Raw genomic sequence first — 20,018 nt, 5'->3', positions numbered from 1 at the left:
TTAAGGTTGTAAAGTGGGAGGAGCTACAAGAAACTTACCTTGTAAGACTGTTTCCTTTTCCTCGTTACGGCCTTCAACTTCTATACTAACTTCATTTTTATGTACATTAATATCGGTAATTACAAACGTAAATGTTATTAAGGAATAATGGTACGCAGGTACAGGAAACGTAATCTCTTGCCTATATACATGAGAACCTGGTCCAGGAAGATATTTGGATATTGCAGAAGTTACAATACCAGTCAACATAATCGTAGGTACAATTGGTTTTTCATATTCTGTTTTGGAAGCAAAATCATGTTGAATATAAAGAGGATTGTTATCATTTGTCAATCCTAAGTATAGTAATATATCTTTATCCTCGATTTTCTCTGTGATAGACAGTTTTTCTCCGATAATTAAATCTTGTATACTCTTTCCGATTCTAGATATTCTCCCTAGCAATTATGCTTCAACTCCCTACATTTAAGTTACCTATATCTTATCAATAATTATTAGAGGAACGCAACAAACGATACTACTATATTCACGTATGGATGACTACACTCTTTTCAACAGACGTTCCTCTTAAGGAAATGTTGCATTAGGTTACGTCCATTAAATAGAAAGTGTTTCTTATTTAATTGAGAATGCGCCATTTATTAAACTGATTAGGATTAGCTCCATAACAAGAAAAGCGTAAGCTCCTATGTCTGCCCCGACAGGCAAATGGAGAAAAGCGAGGAGGCAGTTCCTCAGCCACCGGAGCTTTTATCCATTTGACCCCGAGGGGCAAGGCGCTGGAGCTAGACATTAATTTATCCACAGGTTCATAATTTTATAATTTCCTAAATAACAAAAAATGAGTGAGAAATTAATCTCACTCATTAGATCAGACTATTAAGCTAAAACCTTCATTACTACTTTTACTGCATCAGCAGATTTACTTAACAGATTTTTTTCTTCTTCAGTCAGATCAAGTTCTATAATCTTCTCAATGCCACCTGCACCTAGAACGGTTGGTACTCCAAGGTAAATACCTTCCATACCATATTCCCCTTCTAAGTATGCAATGGATGGAAGAACACGTTTTTGATCCTTTAGGATAGCCTCTGCCATTTCTACAAGTGAAGCAGCGGGTGCATAGTATGCAGATCCATTGCCTAAAAGGTTAACAATTTCTGCTCCACCTTTACGAGTGCGATCCACAATAGCCTCCAGGCGATCTTTATCCATTAGTTTTTCTAAAGGTATACCGCCAGCATATGAGTATCTTACAAGTGGAACCATGTCATCGCCATGACCTCCAAGAACAAAACCAGTTACATCTTTAACAGATAGGTTTAATTCCTGTGCAACAAATGTACGGAAACGAGCAGTATCTAACACTCCCGATTGCCCGATAACTCTTTCCTTCGGTAGACCGGATTCCTTAAAGACAGTGTATGTCATAGCGTCAACTGGGTTGGTTAATACTAAAATCGTTGTGTTCGGAGAATATTTAATAATTTCTCCAGTAACAGCCTTCATTACTTTTTGGTTTGTCTGAACTAAATCGTCACGGCTCATGCCAGGCTTACGTGCAATACCTGCAGTAATAATTACTAGATCCGAATTCTTCGTTTCTTCGTAATTAGAAGTACCGATAATACTAGCATCGAATCCTTGAACTGGTCCAGCTTCCGCCATATCTAAAGCTTTGCCTTTAGTAGGGTTTTCAGCTTGTGGTATATCCACTAATACGATATCTCCCAATTCTTTTTGTGCCAATAGGAACGCTGTAGTAGCACCTGTAAACCCGCTACCGATAACTGAGATTTTATTACGTTTCATTGTCATGTCGTAACTCTCCTTTTGTCCAAAATTGGAAAAGAGAGGAATTAATCCTCTCTTTCGTTAAACCAAATTTCATAACTTCCGATTAAAGATTTTTAATCAATTCGTCAGCAAACTCTGAACACTTAACTTCTTTAGCGCCATCCATTAGACGAGCAAAGTCGTAAGTTACTACTTTAGATTCAATTGTTTTTTCCATGGAATCCATGATAAGTTTAGCAGCTTCGTTCCAGCCAAGGTGTTCAAGCATTAGTACACCTGAAAGGATTACTGAAGATGGGTTAACTTTATCTAAACCAGCATATTTTGGAGCTGTACCGTGAGTAGCTTCAAAAATAGCATGTCCAGTTACGTAGTTGATGTTAGCTCCAGGAGCGATACCGATACCACCAACTTGTGCAGCAAGTGCATCAGAGATATAATCTCCATTTAAGTTCATAGTAGCAACTACATCGAACTCTTTTGGACGAGTTAAGATTTGTTGTAAGAAGATATCAGCGATTGAATCCTTAACTAGGATTTTACCAGCTGCAATTGCATCCGATTGAGCTTTGTCAGCTGCTTCAGTACCTTGTTCTTCTTTAATTTGATCGTATTGGTTCCAAGTGAATACTTTGTCACCAAATTCTTGTTCAGCCACTTCATAGCCCCAAGTTTTGAAAGCTCCTTCAGTGAACTTCATGATATTTCCTTTGTGTACTAATGTTAAAGAAGTACGACCTTCTTTAATAATGTAGTTTAATGCAGCACGCACTAAACGTTTAGTACCTTCTTCAGAAATTGGTTTAATACCGATACCTGAAGTTTCTGGGAAACGAATGTTTTTAACACCGAATTCTGTTTGTAAGAACTCGATTAGTTTTTTAGCATTGTCTGTACCTTTTGCATATTCAATACCAGCATAGATATCTTCTGTGTTTTCACGGAAAATAACCATATCTGTATCTTCAGGACGTTTAACTGGAGATGGAACACCAGTGAAATAACGAACTGGACGTAGGCAAGTGTATAGGTCTAATTCTTGACGTAGAGCTACGTTTAATGAACGAATTCCTCCACCGATTGGTGTTGTTAAAGGTCCTTTAATAGCGATTAAGTACTCATTGATAACGTCTAAAGTTTCTTGTGGTAACCATTCACCAGTTTGGTCGAATGCTTTTTGTCCAGCAAGCACTTCTTTCCATTCAATTTTCTTTTCGCCGTTATAAGCTTTTTCTACTGCAGATTCTAATACGCGTGAAGCTGCTGCCCAGATATCAGGACCTGTTCCGTCACCTTCGATAAATGGAATGATTGCTGTGTTTGGTACGTTAAGTACACCGTTTTCTACTGTAATTTTACCAGATGTCATTATTATTTCCTCCTACTATCATAATCATAGGGCCAATGACACGCTATGTGTCTTAGCCCTAATCTTTACAAACAATTGATATTATCGTTCTTCGATTGGAACATATTTTTGCATACCAGGTCCAACGTATTCTGCACGTGGACGGATTAAACGGTTGTCTGAATATTGCTCAAGAATATGAGCTACCCATCCAGATACACGTGAAACCGCAAAAATAGGTGTGAATAAATCATGGTCAATATTTAATGAATGGTAGACAGATGCTGAATAGAAATCTACATTTGGTGGCAAGTTCTTTTGACCAGTAACGATTTCTTCAATGCGTACAGACATATCATATAATTTTGACTCTCCGCGAAGAGCTGTTAGTTTTTTAGACATTTCACGCAAGTGTTTTGCACGAGGATCACCTTTTCTATAAACGCGGTGACCAAAGCCCATGATTTTAACTTTGTTGTCTAATTTATCTTGAACATAGCTATCTACGTTTTCAAGAGTATCAATTTCAGTTAACATTTTCATTACTTGTTCGTTTGCTCCACCATGAAGTGGCCCTTTAAGAGCACCGATAGCTGAAACAACACCTGAGTAAATATCAGAAAGAGTTGCTACACAAACACGTGCAGTGAATGTAGATGCATTTAATTCATGGTCTGCATGAAGTACTAATGCTTTGTTAAAAGCTTCCACTTCAATTTCTTCTGGCATTTCACCAGATAGCATATATAAGAAGTTTGCAGCGTAGCCTAAATCAGATTTAGGAGCTACTGGCTCTAATCCTTTGCGTACACGAGAAAATGCAGTTACTAAAGTAGACATTTTAGCTTGTAACTGGATAGCTTTAAGGTAGTTTGCTTCCTCGGACATATCCTCTGCAGAATCGTCATATAATGCTAGCATAGATACAGCTGTTCTAAGAGCAGTCATTGGATGAACTTTATTAATAGGATATGTTTTGAAATGATTTAATACTTCTTGAGGTACTGCCATGTTATCAGCAAGTTGCTGTTTTAGCTCTGCTAGTTCTGAAGCGTTTGGCAGACGTTTATGCCATAAAAGGTAAACTACCTCTTCAAAACTTGCATTATTCGTTAAATCATCAATATCATAGCCGACGTATGTAAGGGTGTCATCAATAATAGAGCTTATTGCTGACTGTGTCGCTACGATTCCTTCTAAACCACGAGTTGACGTCATTAGTAATCTCCCCTTCTACAGAAAAACTGCATTATCTACATGTCTCGTAAATAGAGTTTTACCTGTATTTAATATGTACCTTTAAATTGCTTACTCTCGTATTATAATCAATTTTGGCTATTTTGTGAATGAAAACGCTTAAAATTATTAAAAAATAACTTTTCAATCAATTTATACTGAGAAAAGAATGGATGAATATAGTTAGTTTTCAAATAAACAAGAAAGATATTATATCTTATTGGATGCCAATTGGAATCATCGGATTAATCCTTTTCATTGCTTACCCTTTAACGTTATCTATCCTGTGTGGATATCTATTGTTTCCAACGTCTAATTTCTTTCATAAGAAACTCAGGCTGCCAATTATAGTGAGCGTACTATTAACAGAGGTAATTATATTAAGTAGCTTTTTACTTTTCGTATATTTCATCTTTCAATCATTAGTCACGCTTATACCTCTTCTGCATGAGCATCTTTTATACTTACCTTTTGATGACTTGCAAAAGCATCCTATATTTCTAATGTTTGAAGATAAGTTCCAAGAGCTATTAAACACAATTTTAGATAATTTATTGGTGAATCTTACTCATCTGCCTACCTATGTTTTTGAAGTACTTCTTTTTAGCATTGGACTTTTTTTTTCGTTGTATGAGTCTACAAAGGATAGACTTTGGTTCCTGATTTATTTCCCAGTGAAAACAAGAGAATTCTTTCATAAAGTAGTCATGAAATCTTCGGAGGTAGTTAATAGCTTTTTGGGCGTGGAAGTGAAGTTATTGTTAATTACATTTATTTTACTTTCTATAGGCTTTAGCGTGCTCGGTCTACATAACCCGATAAAAAATGCTTTTTTAATTTCTTTAGTGGATAGCATCCCTTTTCTTGGGACTGGCATAATCTTAATACCTATGAGCATTTATTTCTTCCTTCTAGATGCGAAACTATTTGGAAGTATTATTTTATTGCTTTATATTTTTGTACAGCTTACAAGACATATAGTAGACAATTTACTTTGGTCGGCTTCTATGCAGATTAAAGCTGTCCATGTATTCTTTTTAAGTGCTGCGGCAGTATTGATATTTGGCTTTGTTGGTATTCTATTCAGCCCATTCATCTATTTAATAGCTAACAAATGGGGCGGTTCTATGAAGACTTCATCACGATGACTTGACCATTCTTCATCTTTTTCTTAACCCATCTATAAAACAAAGGTTTAAACAGCTTACGCGTTGGAGAGAACAACAATAAAAATCCAAGAATATCAGAGATAAATCCTGGTAGTATTACTAAAATAGCCCCAATGAAAATACAAATTCCATTAATCGCTGATTCACCCGGTGCTTGGTAGTTTTTCACACTATCCGAAACCTCACGGAAAGCTTTCATACCTTGACGCTTTGCTACAAGTCCACCAATTATTCCAGTGGCCATGATTAGTAAAAGTGTATTGAAAGCTCCTAATGACTTGCCTGCTAAAAGTAAAATATATAACTCAATTGCAGGAACTACTACAAACAAACCTATGATCCATTTCATAAAGACACCGTCCTTCTATACTAAGTATAAAACAAGTGCCTCACTTTATGTGAGGCACTTGTCTTGAGAATATATAAATTCTTAGCCTATCTTATTAAATAATGCTAGCTTGCCCATTGTAGATTACTCCACTTTCAGCGTCTAACGTTAATTCTTGACCATTCTCTATAAGCTTCGTTGCATCGTGTACCCCAACTATTACAGGAATTCCAAAGCTTAAACCAACAACAGCGGCATGACTTGTTAAGCCACCCTCTTCTGTGATTAAGCCTTTGCAATTTTCGATAGCAGGAACCATATCTTTGTCAGAACCAATGGTCACGATAATACTCTCACTTGTATCCTGACCTTCTAGTTCCTTTGCGTTATTAACAACGATTGCTTTACCAAAGGCAGTTTTCTTTCCGATCCCTTGCCCCTTAGCTACCATGTCTCCAATAACGTGAACTTTCATTAAGTTAGTAGTACCTGCTTGTCCAACTGGAACTCCTGCAGTGATTACTACTAAATCTCCGTGTGTCACATAATGCTGTAAAATACTTTCCTCCACAGCAATTTCTAGTACCTCATCCGTAGAATATGCTTTCTTACCAACTATCGGATACACTCCCCATACTAATGTCAGCAATCTAGATGGCTTTACAGTAGATGTTACTGCAATAATAGGCACACCAGGTCTAAATTTAGAAATCATTTTAGCTGTATGTCCACTTTCTGTCGGAGCAATAACCGCTTTAACCTTTAAGTTGATGGCAGTATGAGCAACCGCTTGCCCTATTGCATCTGTTAGATTAACTTCTCTTGCCTTGCTTAGTTTGTTAACAATAGCACGATAATCAATTGCATTTTCGGTACGTTTTGCGATTTTATCCATCGTCTGAACTGCTTCAAGTGGATAAAGCCCTGCAGCTGTCTCACCAGAAAGCATAATAGCATCTGTACCGTCAAAGATTGCGTTTGCAACGTCACTTGCCTCTGCACGTGTAGGACGAGGATTTCTTTGCATAGAGTCTAACATTTGTGTTGCGGTAATAACCGGCTTACCGGCTTCGTTACATTTTTGAATAAGTGATTTCTGTACTAATGGAACTTCCTCAGCAGGAATCTCTACTCCAAGGTCTCCCCTTGCAACCATTAAACCATCAGAAACTTGAAGGATTTCATCAATATTATCGACACCCTCTTGGTTTTCAATTTTAGGTATGATTTGAATATGAGATCCATTATTATTTTCTAAAAGTTCACGGATTTCCTGTACATCTTTAGCTCTACGAACGAAAGAAGCAGCGACGAAATCCACATCCTGTTCAATACCAAAGAGAATATCTTTTGCATCTTTTTCTGTAATACCTGGTAATTGCACAGAAACTCCTGGAACGTTCACACCCTTGTTGTTCTTTAAAGTTCCAGCATTTTGTACATACGTATGAATAATTCCATTTTCTAAATCTATTCCTTTAACGATAAGCTCGATCAGCCCATCATCAAGTAATATAATAGATCCTTCCTGTACATCCTCTATTAACTTTTCATAGGAAATAGAGAAACGTTCATTATTGCCCAGCACTTCTGTCATAGAGATATCAATGGATTGCCCAGATGCAAGCTCAATCGCATCATTTTCCATCTTATGTGTACGAATCTCAGGACCTTTTGTATCCAGTAAGATTCCAACGATTTTGTCTAATCTTTTAGCTACTTTTTTAATACGTTCGATTCTTCCAGCATGTTCCTCATGGCTACCATGAGAAAAGTTTAAGCGAGCAACATTCATGCCGGCCTCAATTAGCTTTTCTAATGTTTCCTCTGATTCACTTGCTGGTCCAATTGTACAAACTATTTTAGTTTTTCTCATACATCTAATCCTTCCTGTTGCTGTAATTTATGTAATCTTAAATAGACAACTCTTTAGATAAGCGATACATATCTAAATCGAATTCTTCCGTTTTTTCAAATGCTTCTGTCATATCATAGTCTACCACTTGATGATTTTGGATTCCAATTGCACGGCCTCCAGAGCTATTCAGTAAAACTTCTACTGCTTTTGCACCAAATAAACTCGCCAACACACGATCTCGTCCTGTAGGAGAGCCACCGCGTTGAATATGCCCTAGCACTGAAACTCTCGTCTCAATATTAGCATGCTCCTTAAGTTTTGCAGCAAATTCCTGTCCACTCATTACACCTTCTGCTACAACGATAATACTATGTTTTTTTCCACGTGCCGTTCCACTTTCTAAGCGTTCCACTACCTCTGTAATATCCATCTCTACCTCAGGAACAATAATGGTTTCTGCTCCTCCTGCAAGCCCAGCCCATAAAGCTAAGTCTCCAGCATCTCTTCCCATGACTTCAATGATAAAGGTGCGATCATGTGAAGTAGCAGTGTCTCTAATTTTATCAATACATTCAATTACTGTATTAAGCGCAGTATCAAAACCTAATGTATAATCAGTTCCTGGAATATCATTATCGATAGTACCTGGAATCCCAACACATGGGAACCCGTTCTTTGTAAGAGTCATAGATCCACGGTAGGATCCGTCTCCCCCAATAATTACGAGTCCATCAATTTCATTAGCCTTCAACTGTTCAATTGCCTTTAATTGGCCTTCTTCTGTTCTAAATTCTGGACATCTCGCAGAGTAAAGCTTAGTTCCACCTCTTTGGATGATATCACCAACAGAACCCAGATCCAGCTTTTCCATTTTTCCTTCTATTAATCCTTGATAACCATGTAAAATACCAACAACTTCAATACCTTCAAATATGGCCTTTCTTACAACCGCTCGAATTGCAGCGTTCATACCTGGAGCGTCACCGCCACTAGTTAATACACCAATACGTTTCATCTCTCTATCCCCTCCAAACTTACCTCTATTAACTATAATTGTAACATGAGAAACTTTCAAAAAAAATGCGTCTATAAAGACGCATTTTCTTTAAATTGACCAATTTGCTTAAATTTTTTGTAGCGTGCTTCTACTAATTCTTCTGGTGAGAGCATGGATAGTTCTCTTAATGAGCTAACAAGCACGTCCTTCATATACTCTGCTTGCTTTTCAATATCTTTATGAGCTCCTCCATGAACCTCTCTTATAATTGTATCAATTATATTCATTTTTTTTAAGTCTGGAGCGGTAATTTTCATCGCTTCTGCTGCTTCCTTCGCGAGCGAGGCATCCTTCCAAAGAATAGACGCAGCTCCCTCCGGTGAGATAACAGAGTAGGTAGAGTTTTCAAGCATATGAATATGGTTAGACAAACCTAACGCTAACGCTCCTCCGCTTCCTCCTTCTCCGATAACAACGCTAATTACAGGCACCTTTAAGCCAGCCATCTCTACTAAATTTCTAGCAATTGCTTCACTTTGCCCTCTTTCTTCAGCAGCCTTACCTGGATAAGCACCCTTTGTATCTATAAAACAAATGATCGGACGATTAAACTTTTCTGCTTGTTTCATCAAACGAAGTGCTTTGCGATATCCTTCAGGGTGAGGCATACCGAAATTCCGTTTTATATTTTCCTTTGTATCTATTCCACGCTGATGCCCAATTATAGTAATTGGATTTCCGTTCAATAGTGCTATTCCAGCTATAATAGCAGCATCGTCGCCGTATGAACGATCTCCATGAAGCTCTATGAAATTAGTAAACAACCGTTGTATATAATCTCTAGTAGTAGGACGGCCTGGATGTCGAGCTACTTGTACTCTATCCCATGGCTCCATATTCTCATAAATATCCAGCTCTAGTTTTCTTAGTCTCTCTTCCAGCTTTTCAATCTCAATAGACATATCTACTTCTGCCGTTGCAGTGTACTCTTTAATTTCTTCTATTTTATTTTTAAGCTGTACGATTGGCTCCTCAAATGGAAGTACCTTTACCATACGACTACCTCCTTTTGGACATGTAAGTTAACTAGATTCGCTACCGTGTCTCTCATTTCTTGTCGGTGTACAACTGCATCCAGCTGACCATGCTCCATTAAAAATTCAGCTGTTTGAAAATCGTCTGGTAGCTTCTCCCGAACGGTTTGTTCAATGACTCGTCTTCCAGCAAAGCCAATCAGTGCACGTGGTTCTGCTAGGTTAATATCTCCGACCGAGGCAAAGCTAGCGGAGACTCCCCCAGTAGTTGGGTGAGTTAAAATAGAAATATATAATAAACCATGGTCGCTATGTCTTCTTAAAGCAACAGATGTCTTTGCCATCTGCATTAAAGACAATACGCCTTCTTGCATTCTTGCTCCACCGCTCGCTGTATAAATGATAAAAGGAACTTTCAGCTCCGTTGCTTTTTCAATTGCTCTCGTAATTTTTTCGCCGACTACCGATCCCATAGATCCCATACGGAAATGTGAGTCCATTACTGCCACTACAACCGTATGTTCCTTCAGTTTCCCGATGCCAGTTAAAACTGCCTCATTCAAGCCTGTTTTGTTAGAATCTGATTTAACCTTTTCCGTATAGCTAGGAAAATTTAATGGATTTACTGTTTCTAAATGATCGTCCATTGAAACAAAGGTATTTTCATCTAGAAAAATATCAATACGTTCTTGAGCTGTCATTTTCATATGATGTTCACAGGAAGGACAAACCTTTAAGTTTTTCATAAGATCCTTGGTGAAAACATTTTTCCTACACTCCGGACATTTAACCATAATTCCTTCAGGAACATCATGTGCTTTCTCCGATGGTATAGTGGCATATTTTCTTTTTTGGTTTTTTCTAAATATATCTCGAATGCTCATTTAAACATCTCCCCTGTTTAGTAACAATAGCCAATCCTCAAAAAAAGAAATTCCTTTTTTCTCATCTCCTAGCTTTATACATTCTAGCAATTGAGTCCAAATTCCTTTCTCTTCTAAAGTCATGTAGCTACGATAAGGCTCTCCACCATATTGCTTCAATAAAAACCAAATTTTCAAGCCAAGGCGATTGTCCGATAAGATTAGGATTTCTCTAATAATGTCTTCTCTTTGCACTTCTTCCAACTGCAATTTTTCTATAAAAGCATCCCAAATTAAAAGTTTATGTAGCTTTTCTGAAAGACATACCTTTCTAATAGCATCTTTTTCAAGTGCCTCTCTTGTTATATGGACATCTTCCTTAGGCTTAGCCTCCTGCAGAATAAAGGTCGATAGCACTTCTACCAGTTTATGTTTTCGATAATCTGAAAGAAATGTTCCTTCTCCCCTTCTAGTCTCTATTAAGCCTAGTAATTCCATGCTTCGAAGTGCTTCTCTTACGGAAGATCTTCCAACTTGAAGTCGTTCTGCAAGCTCTCTTTCCGAAGGTAATTTTCCACCAATAGGTACTTTTTCATCATGAATAAGCTGTCTCAGTTGTTTTACAATTTCCAGAAACATTTTTCTTGAGGCCTTATCTGAATTCAAACTACATCACTCTTCCATAAATTACAAAGTGGTCAGACCACTTATAAATAATAGGATACATAAAATCTTCCATTACGTAAAGGAAAAACTGCACAAGGGGTATGTGCAGTTATTAAAAAGTCATGAATTTATTGATCAGAGCTTCTTTGATAGCAGAATAAGGGGTATGATAATTTATTTAACAAACGGTTGCAAAATTAAGGCGAGCGATTGAATAGCCTAATTTGAGAATCATTATTGTGTGAATGTTGTTATAATGACTGTAAAAACCTTAGGTACCAGCGGTAGCGTAGTTATCTCAGTTCATATTTTTATTTTTTTATTTTGGCTATGTTAAAGACTAGGGTGTTGTTTATGATGCCTCTGAGTCAGCAAGTAGAATTGATTTCCGCGCTAGCCGGACGCTTTCCGCGGGGGGAGCGATAAGCCACCACCCATCGCTTGCGCGCGTGGTTGTGATGTCTTATCTGTCTCCCTCCTCCCGCTGGAGTCGCCGTCTATCGCTCCAATCAATAAGTAGGAAATATATTTATTACTTAAAGCTCTATATTTATGAGGATTAACTCACATAAAAAAGCAATAAAAATCTGTTTATATTCGTAAAAGTCTTTTGAATTAATCCTCCTAGAATACTATTGCAGGGCCTTTCTCGAAAAAAAATCTTTTTTGTTCATAATAGAGTAATAAATGCTTTCAAAACCATTTTTCCCTTTAACAATAGCCTTATGAACAACAAAAAAGATAAGCCATCACCGTCGCTATGCGCACGTGGTGGCTTATCTTTTTCACACTAGGTAACCATATCCAAAATTGTTGAACATATTAGTAATCAACAGACAGATAAATTCTTCGCAATTATTTGGACTCTGCCATTCCTGCTCTCTTTCTTACCTTCTATAAAAAGAATAGCTTGTTCTTTTAAAAGGGTATTAAATTTAGCAAAATCATCCGGGAATAAGGTGATAGAAACAGTCCCGGTATCATCTTGGACGGTGACAAAAGCCATTGCTTCTCCTTTTTTTGTCCGGATCCTTCTAATATCCTCCACCATTCCAATAACCTTCACATAAGAATCTTTCGAAGACTGTAGAATATCCCAAATATGCTGGATGTTATTATCCATCTTTTTCTTAGAGACTGTTGGATGCTCTGAAAAATATTGACCAAGCACTTCTTTTTCGAATTCTAATTTTGACATAATTGGTAACGGATCCATTTTAATATATTTTGATTTTCCGAAAGGAGAAGAGTCTCCTTCAAATAAATCTGTTTCCTCTGTAGGACTGACAAGCTCCGCATATTTTACGGCAGCATCTATAGTTGCTAATAACGTAGAACGTTCCACTCCAAATTCATCTAAAGCTCCAGCCTTTACAAGTGGCTCGATATTTTTCCTAGTAAAGAATACAGCAGACAAATCAGAAGCCATGTCAAAAATATCTTCCCATTTCGCTGGACGTTTATGTCTTTGCTGTAGAAGCTTTTGCGTGAATGGATACGAAATCCCCTTTATCGCCTGAAGGCCAAAGCGAATTCCATTGTTCTCTACACTAAAGGATGATTGACTTTTAAAAATAGAAGGAGGTAACACAGCTATACCTCTTTGTTTCATCTCGATTACAAGCTGATTAATCTTTTCCTGATTCCCTATCGCAGTACTTAAGAGAGCTCCGTAAAACTCTAATGGATAGTGAGCCTTTAAATACGCCATTTGATAAGAAATGACACTATATGCAACCGCATGGCTTTTTGGGAACCCGTAATCTGCAAAACGGACGATTAAATCATAAACAGAAGTGGCTGCCTGGTCCTCATGACCGAGCTGTTTGGCTTTTTGGACGAAGTGATGACGTTCCTTTTCTAAAACTTCTCTATTTTTTTTACTAACGGCTCTTCTAAGCAAGTCAGCCTCGCCAAATGTAAAGCCAGCCATTTTGGAGGCAATTTGCATGATCTGTTCCTGATACACTATAATTCCATATGTTTCCCTTAATATCGGCTCTAAAACTGGGTGCTCGTAAGTAATAGGTGCCTTTCCAAGCTTACGTTTTGCATATAAAGGGATGCTATCCATCGGGCCTGGTCTGTATAGTGCATTAACTGCTACAATGTCTTCAAATCTAGTCGGTCTAATTTGTTTTAATGCATTACGCATACCAGCTGACTCTAACTGGAATACTCCCGTTGTATCGCCTTTTTGAAGAAGACTAAACGTCCGTTCGTCATTTAATGGTATATCCTTTAAAGAAATAGAAGACTTCTTAACATGAATCGATTTAAGAATTCGCTCAATTATTGTTAGATTTCGCAATCCTAAAAAGTCCATCTTTAATAAGCCTTTTTCCTCCACTTCCTTCATTGGCCATTGCGTTAAATAAATCTCATCATGCCCCTTTTGAATTGGAACAGTATTTACTAAAGGTTGTGGGGATAACACTATTCCTGCGGCATGGGTAGATGCATTTCTTGGTAGTCCCTCTAATTTTAGAGCAACTTCAAACCATTTTTTACGCATATCTTCTGTTTGGATAAATTCTCTTAGTTTAGGTGAATGGTCGTAAGCCTCTTTTAAAGTAATTCCTAGTTTGGAAGGTATAAACGAGGAAATGGCGTTCATGGTGCTAGCCTCAAATCCAAATACTCTTGCTACTTCACGGGCAGCTGCTTTCGCTGACAAGGTACCAAATGTAATAATTTGTGAAACATGATTTTGTCCATATTTTTCCGCTACATAGCGAACTACTTCCATTCTTTTTGAGTCAGCAAAGTCAATATCTATATCGGGCATCGTGATACGTTCAGGGTTTAAGAATCGTTCAAATAGGAGTCCATATTGGAGAGGATCTACATCTGTAATATATAAAGTATAAGCTACAAGGGAGCTGGCAGAGGAACCCCTTCCCGGTCCTGTTAAAATATTGGAACGCTTTGCATACTTCATGAAATCCTGGACGATTAAGAAGTAATCTTCATATTGCATCTGACTTATAACGTCTATTTCATATTGCAAACGGTCTAAATAAGCTTGGGTATATAGTGGAACTCGCTCTTTTAGTCCTTCCTCGCAAAGAGATATTAAATAATCCTTGGCATTCACATCTACTGGCAAAGGATATTTCGGCATTATATGCTTTTTCTTATCGAATACAACCATACAACGCTCTAACATTGTTTTTGTGTTAGAGATCCAGTCTGGGACATCTGCAAACCATTCTATCCATTCCTCGTAAGAAAGCACGTGAGAGTCTGGCTTTGGTTTTTTTCTTTGAAAATCAGTCATCTTTACAGACTGGTCCATTGCATGCAGCACTTCAAATGCAAACGCATCCTCTTTATCTACATACCGACACTCGTGATAAACAGTAAGTGCAATATCTAATTCTTCTGCTATTTCTCTAACAAAACTCTCTTCCTCCGTCGGTTTGCCGCTAGGACGCTCTATCCCAATGAATAAGCAACTCAGTTTAAATATGGCCATTAGCTCTATCAGATTATCTTTTGAGAGCAAGGGATCCGCTTTATACACAGCTATTAATCCTTCTCTATATGCACTCAGCCATTTCTTTGGTAGTAAATCTAGCTCTCTCGTTTCCATTGCACTTGAAATTTTTAAGATGTTTTCATAGCCTTTATTATTCTCAGCATAAACTACTAAAGACACCGTGCCATTGTCTAGCTGCACCTTGATGGTTAGCCCAATGACAGGCTGTATTTCATTTTTAATAAGCGTATGCCAAAAAGGCAACACACCATACAACATACTATTTGTAATGGCTGCCACCTTTGTATTATTTTTTTTCAGCTTTTCAATGAGCTGCTCCAATTGAATTGTACTTTTCAGCATATCCGCTGAGGTTACAATTTGGGGATATACTGTTTGCATTCATAACACCTCAATTTACAGCTTTTTTTAAGTCCTCTAATACTTCGTCTGCTTCCTCCCATGAATAAGCAGTAGCTCCAGCAGCCAAAGGATGTCCACCGCCACCATACTTTTTAGCCACTCCATTAATAACTGGGCCCTTGGAACGTAATCGAACACGGATTTCCTTTTCGTCTTCTATAAAGAAAACCCAACATTTCATCCCTTTCACGTCTGACAAGGCACTTACCAATAAGGAAGCCTCAGATTCTGACACTTGGTATTTTTGCAGAAGTTCTCTTGTTAACTTCATATGTCCTACGCCATTTTCCATTTCAAAATTAGCGTAAATATAGCCTTTTAACTGAAGCATGTTGCTCTCTACTTCATACATACCATTAAATAGTTCTGTTCGATCAAAACCGTAGGAGATCAGTTTACCTGCATAAAGCATTGTTTGTTCTGTTGTGCTTTGGAACATAAATCTTCCGGTGTCCCCTACAATTCCTGCGTATAATAGGCGGGCAATAGTCGAATCCATTTTCCATCCCTTATATTCCTCCCCATCGAAGAAAAGCTCACAAATCATTTCACTTACAGAACTCGCCTCTGTATTTACCCATAATAGGTCTCCGTATGCATCTTCATTTGGATGGTGATCTATTTTGATTAAAAATTTACCTAAATTATATCTACTGTCATCTATTCTCTCTGTATTGGCTGTATCCGTCACAATAACTAGTGCATCCTTAAAGTCCTCGTCTGTAACAGTATCAGGCTTTGCTAGGAAGTCTAATGTACTATCATGCGTGCCTGTTGCCCATACTTTTTTGTTCGGGTAATTTAAAGCAAGTAATTCCTTTAAGCCGATTTGAGACCCGTATGCATCGGGATCTGGCCTAACGTGGCGATGTATAATAATCTTGTCATAGCTCTCGATTGTGTCAATGATTTGTCTTTTCATAATTTTTCCTCCATAGAGACGCATTACTATTCGCCTTTTTTTAAGTTTACCTTTACAATAAAAATAGCATTACTTTTATTGGAGGTACATCATGATATTAAATGGAATATTAGTTTTAGGTATAATCGTCTCGTTTGTATGGTATTTTTATTTTAAAACAAAACAGCTTCGTGCAACACTTCCTATTCGCAAAAAATGGTATACTGCGAAGGCTTCCGTTTGTCTTGGAGCGTTTATATTGTTTTTCGGCTTTAACTTTATGTTGATTTATCAATCAACACTCACTTATGTAGTATCTATTATCTTTGTATTAATCGGTGGGTATTTTATGTACCATCATTATAAAGCAGCCAAACACTACGGTCAGTTTGTACAAGAAGAACTTAGTTTAAATCAATGATGCGGCAAAATGCCGCATCTTTTTTATATTATGCGTTATCTTTCTAATAATTGATAAGTGACCATAGCCTTACCAACTAATTGTTTATCGTGGAAAACCTCAATATCCATCTTCGCTACTTTCCTACTCATTTCTAATACCCTCACTTGGATGCGCAGGATACTTTCTAATTGAATAGGCTTAGTGAAATAAATCGTCATGTTTTCAACGACAGATTCACCGCGCTTTTTAATTTTTAACGCTTGTGCTCCTGTCTCCGTTAAAAGGATCGCAAAGGCCCCATAAGACATCGCCCCGTAGTGGTCCGTCATTTGTGGAGTCACGACAAATTCAAACATGAACTCCTCAGATGAAACTACTTTAATCTGCTGCTTTACTATATCATCAATTGTTTCACCGTTTTGAGGCTGTCGAGAAGCAGCCTGCAAGGCCTTTAATACATCCTGCCTACTGATGACACCTTCTAAATAATTGCTCTCTTTAACAACAGGTAGAAGATCTATTCCTTCCCAAATCATACGATGGCTAGCAGAAGCAACGCTCGTTTTCATCGTAATGGCAATAGGATTCTTGGTCATAACCTTTTCAATCATCTCATTGCTATTTCTTCCGATGACATCACGAGCCGTCACTATTCCAACGAGCTTATTGGATCGATCTACTACAGGGAATCCCCCATGAGAGGTCATATTATTTAAATCTCTGTATTGTTTTACAAGGTCTGTTGCGTATAAATAAGACGTCTCTTCTAGTGGTACATATATATCCTCAATTAGTAAAACGTCTTTCTTAATAAGCTGGTCGTCAATCGCTCGATTAATCATCGTGGCAACTGTAAAGGTATCATAGCTCGTGGATATAACCGGAAGTTCTAGCTCATCCGCTAATTTTTTAGTGTTCTCCAAAACATCAAAGCCACCCGTGATTAATACTGCAGCTCCAGCCTTTAAAGCAGTCTCATGTACCTTCAAACGATTACCAACGATCAATAGATTGCTTGGCTCTACGTAGCGCATCATATCATCCAGCTGCATGGCACCAATAACGAATTTGTTCAATGTCTTGTATAACCCAGCTTTACCACCAAGTACTTGTCCATCTACTATATTAACTACCTCTGCAAATGTAAGACGTTCGAAGTGCTCTTTTTTCTTAAGCTCTATACGAATCGTACCCACTCGTTCAATAGTACTAACTATTCTTCTATTTTCTGCTTCCTTAATGGCTCTATAAGCTGTTCCTTCACTTACCGATAAATCTTTTGCAATTTGCCTAACCGATATTTTATCACCAACGGGAAGGTTTTCAATGTAAGCCAAAATCTGCTCATGTTTTGTTGTCATGTAGTCACATCCAAACGTTAGTTATACGCTTATTGTAACACATTTTAATAATTTTCTTATCCTAGGAGAGTGCAACAAATTCTCCAGCTGAAAGTATTTGTACCTCTGCCTTTTTAACTAAGCCTTCAAAGTACTTTGGATCTTGTTTGATAGGTGGAAAAGTATTGTAGTGAATAGGAACTACAATTTTAGGCTGAAGTAATTCTGTAGCATACGCCGCATCCTCTGGTCCCATTGTGAAATTGCTACCTATAGGAAGGAAAGCAACATCAATATCGTGTCGATCACCTATAAGCTTCATATCACCAAATAAACCAGTGTCCCCAGCATGGTATAGGGTAGTTCCCTCTGCACTGAAGAGAATACCAGTAGGCATCCCTAAATAAATGACCTGGCCTTCCTCATTTGTAGTAGAAGAGCTATGAAAAGCTTGAGTAAATTTTACTTTTCCAAACTCAAATTCACGTTCGCCTCCGATACCCATAGGATGCACTTCTACCCCTTTAGATTGTATATAATTTGCCAGCTCAAAAGGTGCTACGACAATGGCATTGCATTTTTTAGCAATCTCCACTGTATCTCCGACATGGTCATCATGGCCATGTGTTAAAAGAATAGCATCCACTTGTTGTTCAGCTGCGTTTAAGTCTGTTTTTTCATTCCCCGTTATAAAAGGGTCAATTAAAATAGTGTGAGAATTTGTTTGAATTTTTACTACTGAGTGTCCATGATAGCTAATTTTCATTTTGACATCTCTCCTTAAAAAATATTTTAAATCTACTTATTGTTCATTCAACGTTAATGCAAGAATTCCTTTATTCTGCTATCCTTATAATATAAATAAAAAAGAGGTGCTTTACTTGGAATCTATAAAAAAAATTCAGTCATACCTACAAATTAACAGCATAGACGCTGCTTTCGTAACTACTCCTGATAACGTCTTCTATTTTACCGGATTTAAAAGCAATCCGCACGAACGTTTACTTGGAGTAATGATATTTAAAGATGCTCCCCCGTTTATCATTTGCCCTAAAATGGAGATGCCGGATGCCAAAGCAGCTGGATGGTCAGGGACTATTATTGGCCATCAGGACACAGACAATGCATGGGACGTATTAGCGTCAGCAGTGAAAGACAGCGGACAATCCATTCAGAGCCTAGCAATTGAAAAATCTCATATGACGGTTGAAAGATTAGAAGCAATAACGAAAAGATTTTCTTCCCTTCAAATCAATCGTTTAGATGAAAAGATTAATGAGCTACGTGTTATAAAATCCGAGGCAGAATTAGCTAATATGCGTAAAGCAGCTGAGCTAGCAGATTATGCGATTGAAGTCGGTTGTAAAGAGATTGCTGAAGGTAAAACGGAGCTAGAAATATTAAATGCTATCGAGTTAGCCGTGAAAGAAAAAGGCGCAGCTCAAATGTCATTTGATACGATGGTATTAAGTGGACCGAAGACTGCTTCTCCTCACGGAACTCCAGGAGATCGCAAAATTCAAAAGGGTGATTTCATCCTGTTTGATCTTGGTGTAGTGTATAACGGCTATTGTTCTGATATAACTCGTACGGTAGCTTTCGGCGAACCTTCTCCTGAAAAAAGAGAAGTATACGAAACGGTACTTAAAGCAGAAATGGCAGCTGTAAACGCAGTGAAGCCAGGTGTCACTGCTATGGAATTAGACAAAACGGCTCGTGATGTTATTACGGAGGCTGGCTATGGTGAATACTTTACGCATCGCCTAGGTCATGGCTTAGGAATTTCAGTTCATGAATTCCCTTCGATTACAGGTGTTAATGAAATGGTATTAGAAGAAGGAATGGTATTTACGATCGAGCCTGGTATTTACCACCCAGATATTACGGGCGTACGTATTGAGGATGATGTAGTGGTTACTGCTGACGGAGTTGAAGTGTTAACTAAATTCCCGAAAGAGCTGCAAGTACTTTAAAATAAACAGGAGACTGTTACTTATCTCGCTGTTACCCCAGAAGACGTAGCCTCCTCTCCAAACAACTAGAATGGAGAGATTTCCACAAGAAAGAAACTAGCTTTAAAAATTTGTAAAAACGTGAAATCAACTGCCGATTTCACGTTTTTTTATTTCCTATTTTAAAGGTAAAGGGTGATTTTAAATACACATAAACAATGA

17 protein-coding genes are annotated in these 20,018 nt (G+C 37.8%); 3 read left to right on the top strand and 14 right to left on the bottom strand.

The genetic code is table 11. The annotated features are described in order from the left end of the window. The 4 genes from MKX96_RS07355 to citZ form a co-directional block, all read right to left on the bottom strand. The gene (locus tag MKX96_RS07355) at nt 1-444 is read right to left on the bottom strand and encodes a MaoC/PaaZ C-terminal domain-containing protein (RefSeq protein WP_340883041.1); all 444 of its coding nucleotides are present in this window, start codon (nt 442-444) and stop codon (nt 1-3) included. 435 nt (nt 445-879) lie between these two features. Then, nucleotides 880-1,818, bottom strand: coding sequence for a malate dehydrogenase (gene mdh, locus MKX96_RS07350; protein ID WP_340883040.1), 939 nt, complete (start codon nt 1,816-1,818; stop codon nt 880-882). 82 nt (nt 1,819-1,900) lie between these two features. Further along, nucleotides 1,901-3,166, bottom strand: a complete 1,266-nt coding sequence (gene icd / locus MKX96_RS07345; protein WP_251553363.1) for an NADP-dependent isocitrate dehydrogenase — start codon at nt 3,164-3,166, stop codon at nt 1,901-1,903. A gap of 81 nt (nt 3,167-3,247) precedes the next feature. After that, nucleotides 3,248-4,363, bottom strand: a complete 1,116-nt coding sequence (gene citZ / locus MKX96_RS07340; protein WP_340883039.1) for a citrate synthase — start codon at nt 4,361-4,363, stop codon at nt 3,248-3,250. Between the two features lie 191 nt (nt 4,364-4,554). Here citZ and MKX96_RS07335 point away from each other — a divergent pair, with 191 nt between their 5' ends. Then, complete coding sequence (locus MKX96_RS07335; RefSeq protein ID WP_340883038.1) at nt 4,555-5,529, top strand: AI-2E family transporter; 975 nt, start codon at nt 4,555-4,557, stop codon at nt 5,527-5,529. Here MKX96_RS07335 and MKX96_RS07330 read toward each other — a convergent pair. From MKX96_RS07330 to MKX96_RS07295, 8 genes are all read right to left on the bottom strand, one after another. Continuing rightward, nucleotides 5,507-5,899, bottom strand: a complete 393-nt coding sequence (locus MKX96_RS07330; protein WP_340883037.1) for an FxsA family protein — start codon at nt 5,897-5,899, stop codon at nt 5,507-5,509. The genes MKX96_RS07335 and MKX96_RS07330 overlap by 23 nt on opposite strands. Before the next feature lie 94 nt (nt 5,900-5,993). Continuing rightward, nucleotides 5,994-7,754 carry a pyruvate kinase gene (pyk, locus tag MKX96_RS07325; protein WP_251553361.1) on the bottom strand — a complete coding sequence of 587 codons (1,761 nt, stop codon included), beginning with the start codon at nt 7,752-7,754 and terminating at the stop codon, nt 5,994-5,996. Nucleotides 7,755-7,791: 37 nt separating this feature from the next. Further along, a complete protein-coding gene (pfkA, locus tag MKX96_RS07320) occupies nt 7,792-8,751 on the bottom strand; it encodes a 6-phosphofructokinase (RefSeq protein WP_340883036.1) in 960 nt (319 codons plus the stop codon). Nucleotides 8,752-8,822: 71 nt separating this feature from the next. Beyond that, nucleotides 8,823-9,788, bottom strand: coding sequence for an acetyl-CoA carboxylase carboxyl transferase subunit alpha (gene accA, locus MKX96_RS07315; protein WP_340883035.1), 966 nt, complete (start codon nt 9,786-9,788; stop codon nt 8,823-8,825). Then, complete coding sequence (accD, locus tag MKX96_RS07310; RefSeq protein WP_340883034.1) at nt 9,782-10,651, bottom strand: acetyl-CoA carboxylase, carboxyltransferase subunit beta; 870 nt, start codon at nt 10,649-10,651, stop codon at nt 9,782-9,784. Before accD ends, accA begins: the two co-directional genes overlap by 7 nt. After that, the gene (locus MKX96_RS07305; protein ID WP_445678181.1) at nt 10,652-11,296 is read right to left on the bottom strand and encodes a FadR/GntR family transcriptional regulator; all 645 of its coding nucleotides are present in this window, start codon (nt 11,294-11,296) and stop codon (nt 10,652-10,654) included. Between the two features lie 829 nt (nt 11,297-12,125). Beyond that, on the bottom strand, nt 12,126-15,179 hold the full coding sequence (gene dnaE, locus MKX96_RS07300) for a DNA polymerase III subunit alpha (protein ID WP_340883033.1): 3,054 nt from the start codon (nt 15,177-15,179) through the stop codon (nt 12,126-12,128). Between the two features lie 10 nt (nt 15,180-15,189). After that, nucleotides 15,190-16,122, bottom strand: coding sequence for a DHH family phosphoesterase (locus MKX96_RS07295; RefSeq protein WP_340883032.1), 933 nt, complete (start codon nt 16,120-16,122; stop codon nt 15,190-15,192). A gap of 91 nt (nt 16,123-16,213) precedes the next feature. Between MKX96_RS07295 and MKX96_RS07290 the strand changes: the two genes are divergently transcribed. Further along, entirely contained in the window at nt 16,214-16,522 is a 309-nt protein-coding gene (locus MKX96_RS07290; protein ID WP_169360326.1) for a YtpI family protein, read from the top strand. A gap of 35 nt (nt 16,523-16,557) precedes the next feature. Here the strand turns inward: MKX96_RS07290 and MKX96_RS07285 are convergent, their stop codons facing one another. Both MKX96_RS07285 and MKX96_RS07280 read right to left on the bottom strand, forming a co-directional pair. Next, the gene (locus MKX96_RS07285; protein ID WP_169360952.1) at nt 16,558-17,865 is read right to left on the bottom strand and encodes a DRTGG domain-containing protein; all 1,308 of its coding nucleotides are present in this window, start codon (nt 17,863-17,865) and stop codon (nt 16,558-16,560) included. A 61-nt stretch (nt 17,866-17,926) separates the two neighbouring features. Further along, the gene (locus MKX96_RS07280) at nt 17,927-18,610 is read right to left on the bottom strand and encodes a metal-dependent hydrolase (protein WP_340883031.1); all 684 of its coding nucleotides are present in this window, start codon (nt 18,608-18,610) and stop codon (nt 17,927-17,929) included. Between the two features lie 115 nt (nt 18,611-18,725). Here MKX96_RS07280 and MKX96_RS07275 point away from each other — a divergent pair, with 115 nt between their 5' ends. Then, nucleotides 18,726-19,817, top strand: a complete 1,092-nt coding sequence (locus tag MKX96_RS07275) for a M24 family metallopeptidase (RefSeq protein WP_340883030.1) — start codon at nt 18,726-18,728, stop codon at nt 19,815-19,817. Nucleotides 19,818-20,018 lie beyond the last annotated feature (201 nt).

This window comes from Psychrobacillus sp. FSL W7-1493 (genome assembly GCF_038004905.1).
GTDB lineage: Bacteria > Bacillota > Bacilli > Bacillales_A > Planococcaceae > Psychrobacillus.
The sequence above is the reverse complement of the archived record's forward strand: the minus strand, read 5'-3'. Positions and strand labels throughout refer to the sequence as shown.

Bases quoted from the DNA above. Each gene is read 5' to 3' on its own strand.
- mdh (WP_340883040.1), bottom strand. From the start codon at position 1,818: ATGACAATGAAACGTAATAAAATCTCAGTTATCGGTAGCGGGTTTACA.
- icd (WP_251553363.1), bottom strand. From the start codon at position 3,166: ATGACATCTGGTAAAATTACAGTAGAAAACGGTGTACTTAACGTACCA.
- citZ (WP_340883039.1), bottom strand. From the start codon at position 4,363: ATGACGTCAACTCGTGGTTTAGAAGGAATCGTAGCGACACAGTCAGCA.
- MKX96_RS07335 (WP_340883038.1), top strand. From the start codon at position 4,555: ATGAATATAGTTAGTTTTCAAATAAACAAGAAAGATATTATATCTTAT.
- MKX96_RS07330 (WP_340883037.1), bottom strand. From the start codon at position 5,899: ATGAAATGGATCATAGGTTTGTTTGTAGTAGTTCCTGCAATTGAGTTA.
- pyk (WP_251553361.1), bottom strand. From the start codon at position 7,754: ATGAGAAAAACTAAAATAGTTTGTACAATTGGACCAGCAAGTGAATCA.
- pfkA (WP_340883036.1), bottom strand. From the start codon at position 8,751: ATGAAACGTATTGGTGTATTAACTAGTGGCGGTGACGCTCCAGGTATG.
- accA (WP_340883035.1), bottom strand. From the start codon at position 9,788: ATGGTAAAGGTACTTCCATTTGAGGAGCCAATCGTACAGCTTAAAAAT.
- accD (WP_340883034.1), bottom strand. From the start codon at position 10,651: ATGAGCATTCGAGATATATTTAGAAAAAACCAAAAAAGAAAATATGCC.
- dnaE (WP_340883033.1), bottom strand. From the start codon at position 15,179: ATGCAAACAGTATATCCCCAAATTGTAACCTCAGCGGATATGCTGAAA.
- MKX96_RS07295 (WP_340883032.1), bottom strand. From the start codon at position 16,122: ATGAAAAGACAAATCATTGACACAATCGAGAGCTATGACAAGATTATT.
- MKX96_RS07290 (WP_169360326.1), top strand. From the start codon at position 16,214: ATGATATTAAATGGAATATTAGTTTTAGGTATAATCGTCTCGTTTGTA.
- MKX96_RS07285 (WP_169360952.1), bottom strand. From the start codon at position 17,865: ATGACAACAAAACATGAGCAGATTTTGGCTTACATTGAAAACCTTCCC.
- MKX96_RS07280 (WP_340883031.1), bottom strand. From the start codon at position 18,610: ATGAAAATTAGCTATCATGGACACTCAGTAGTAAAAATTCAAACAAAT.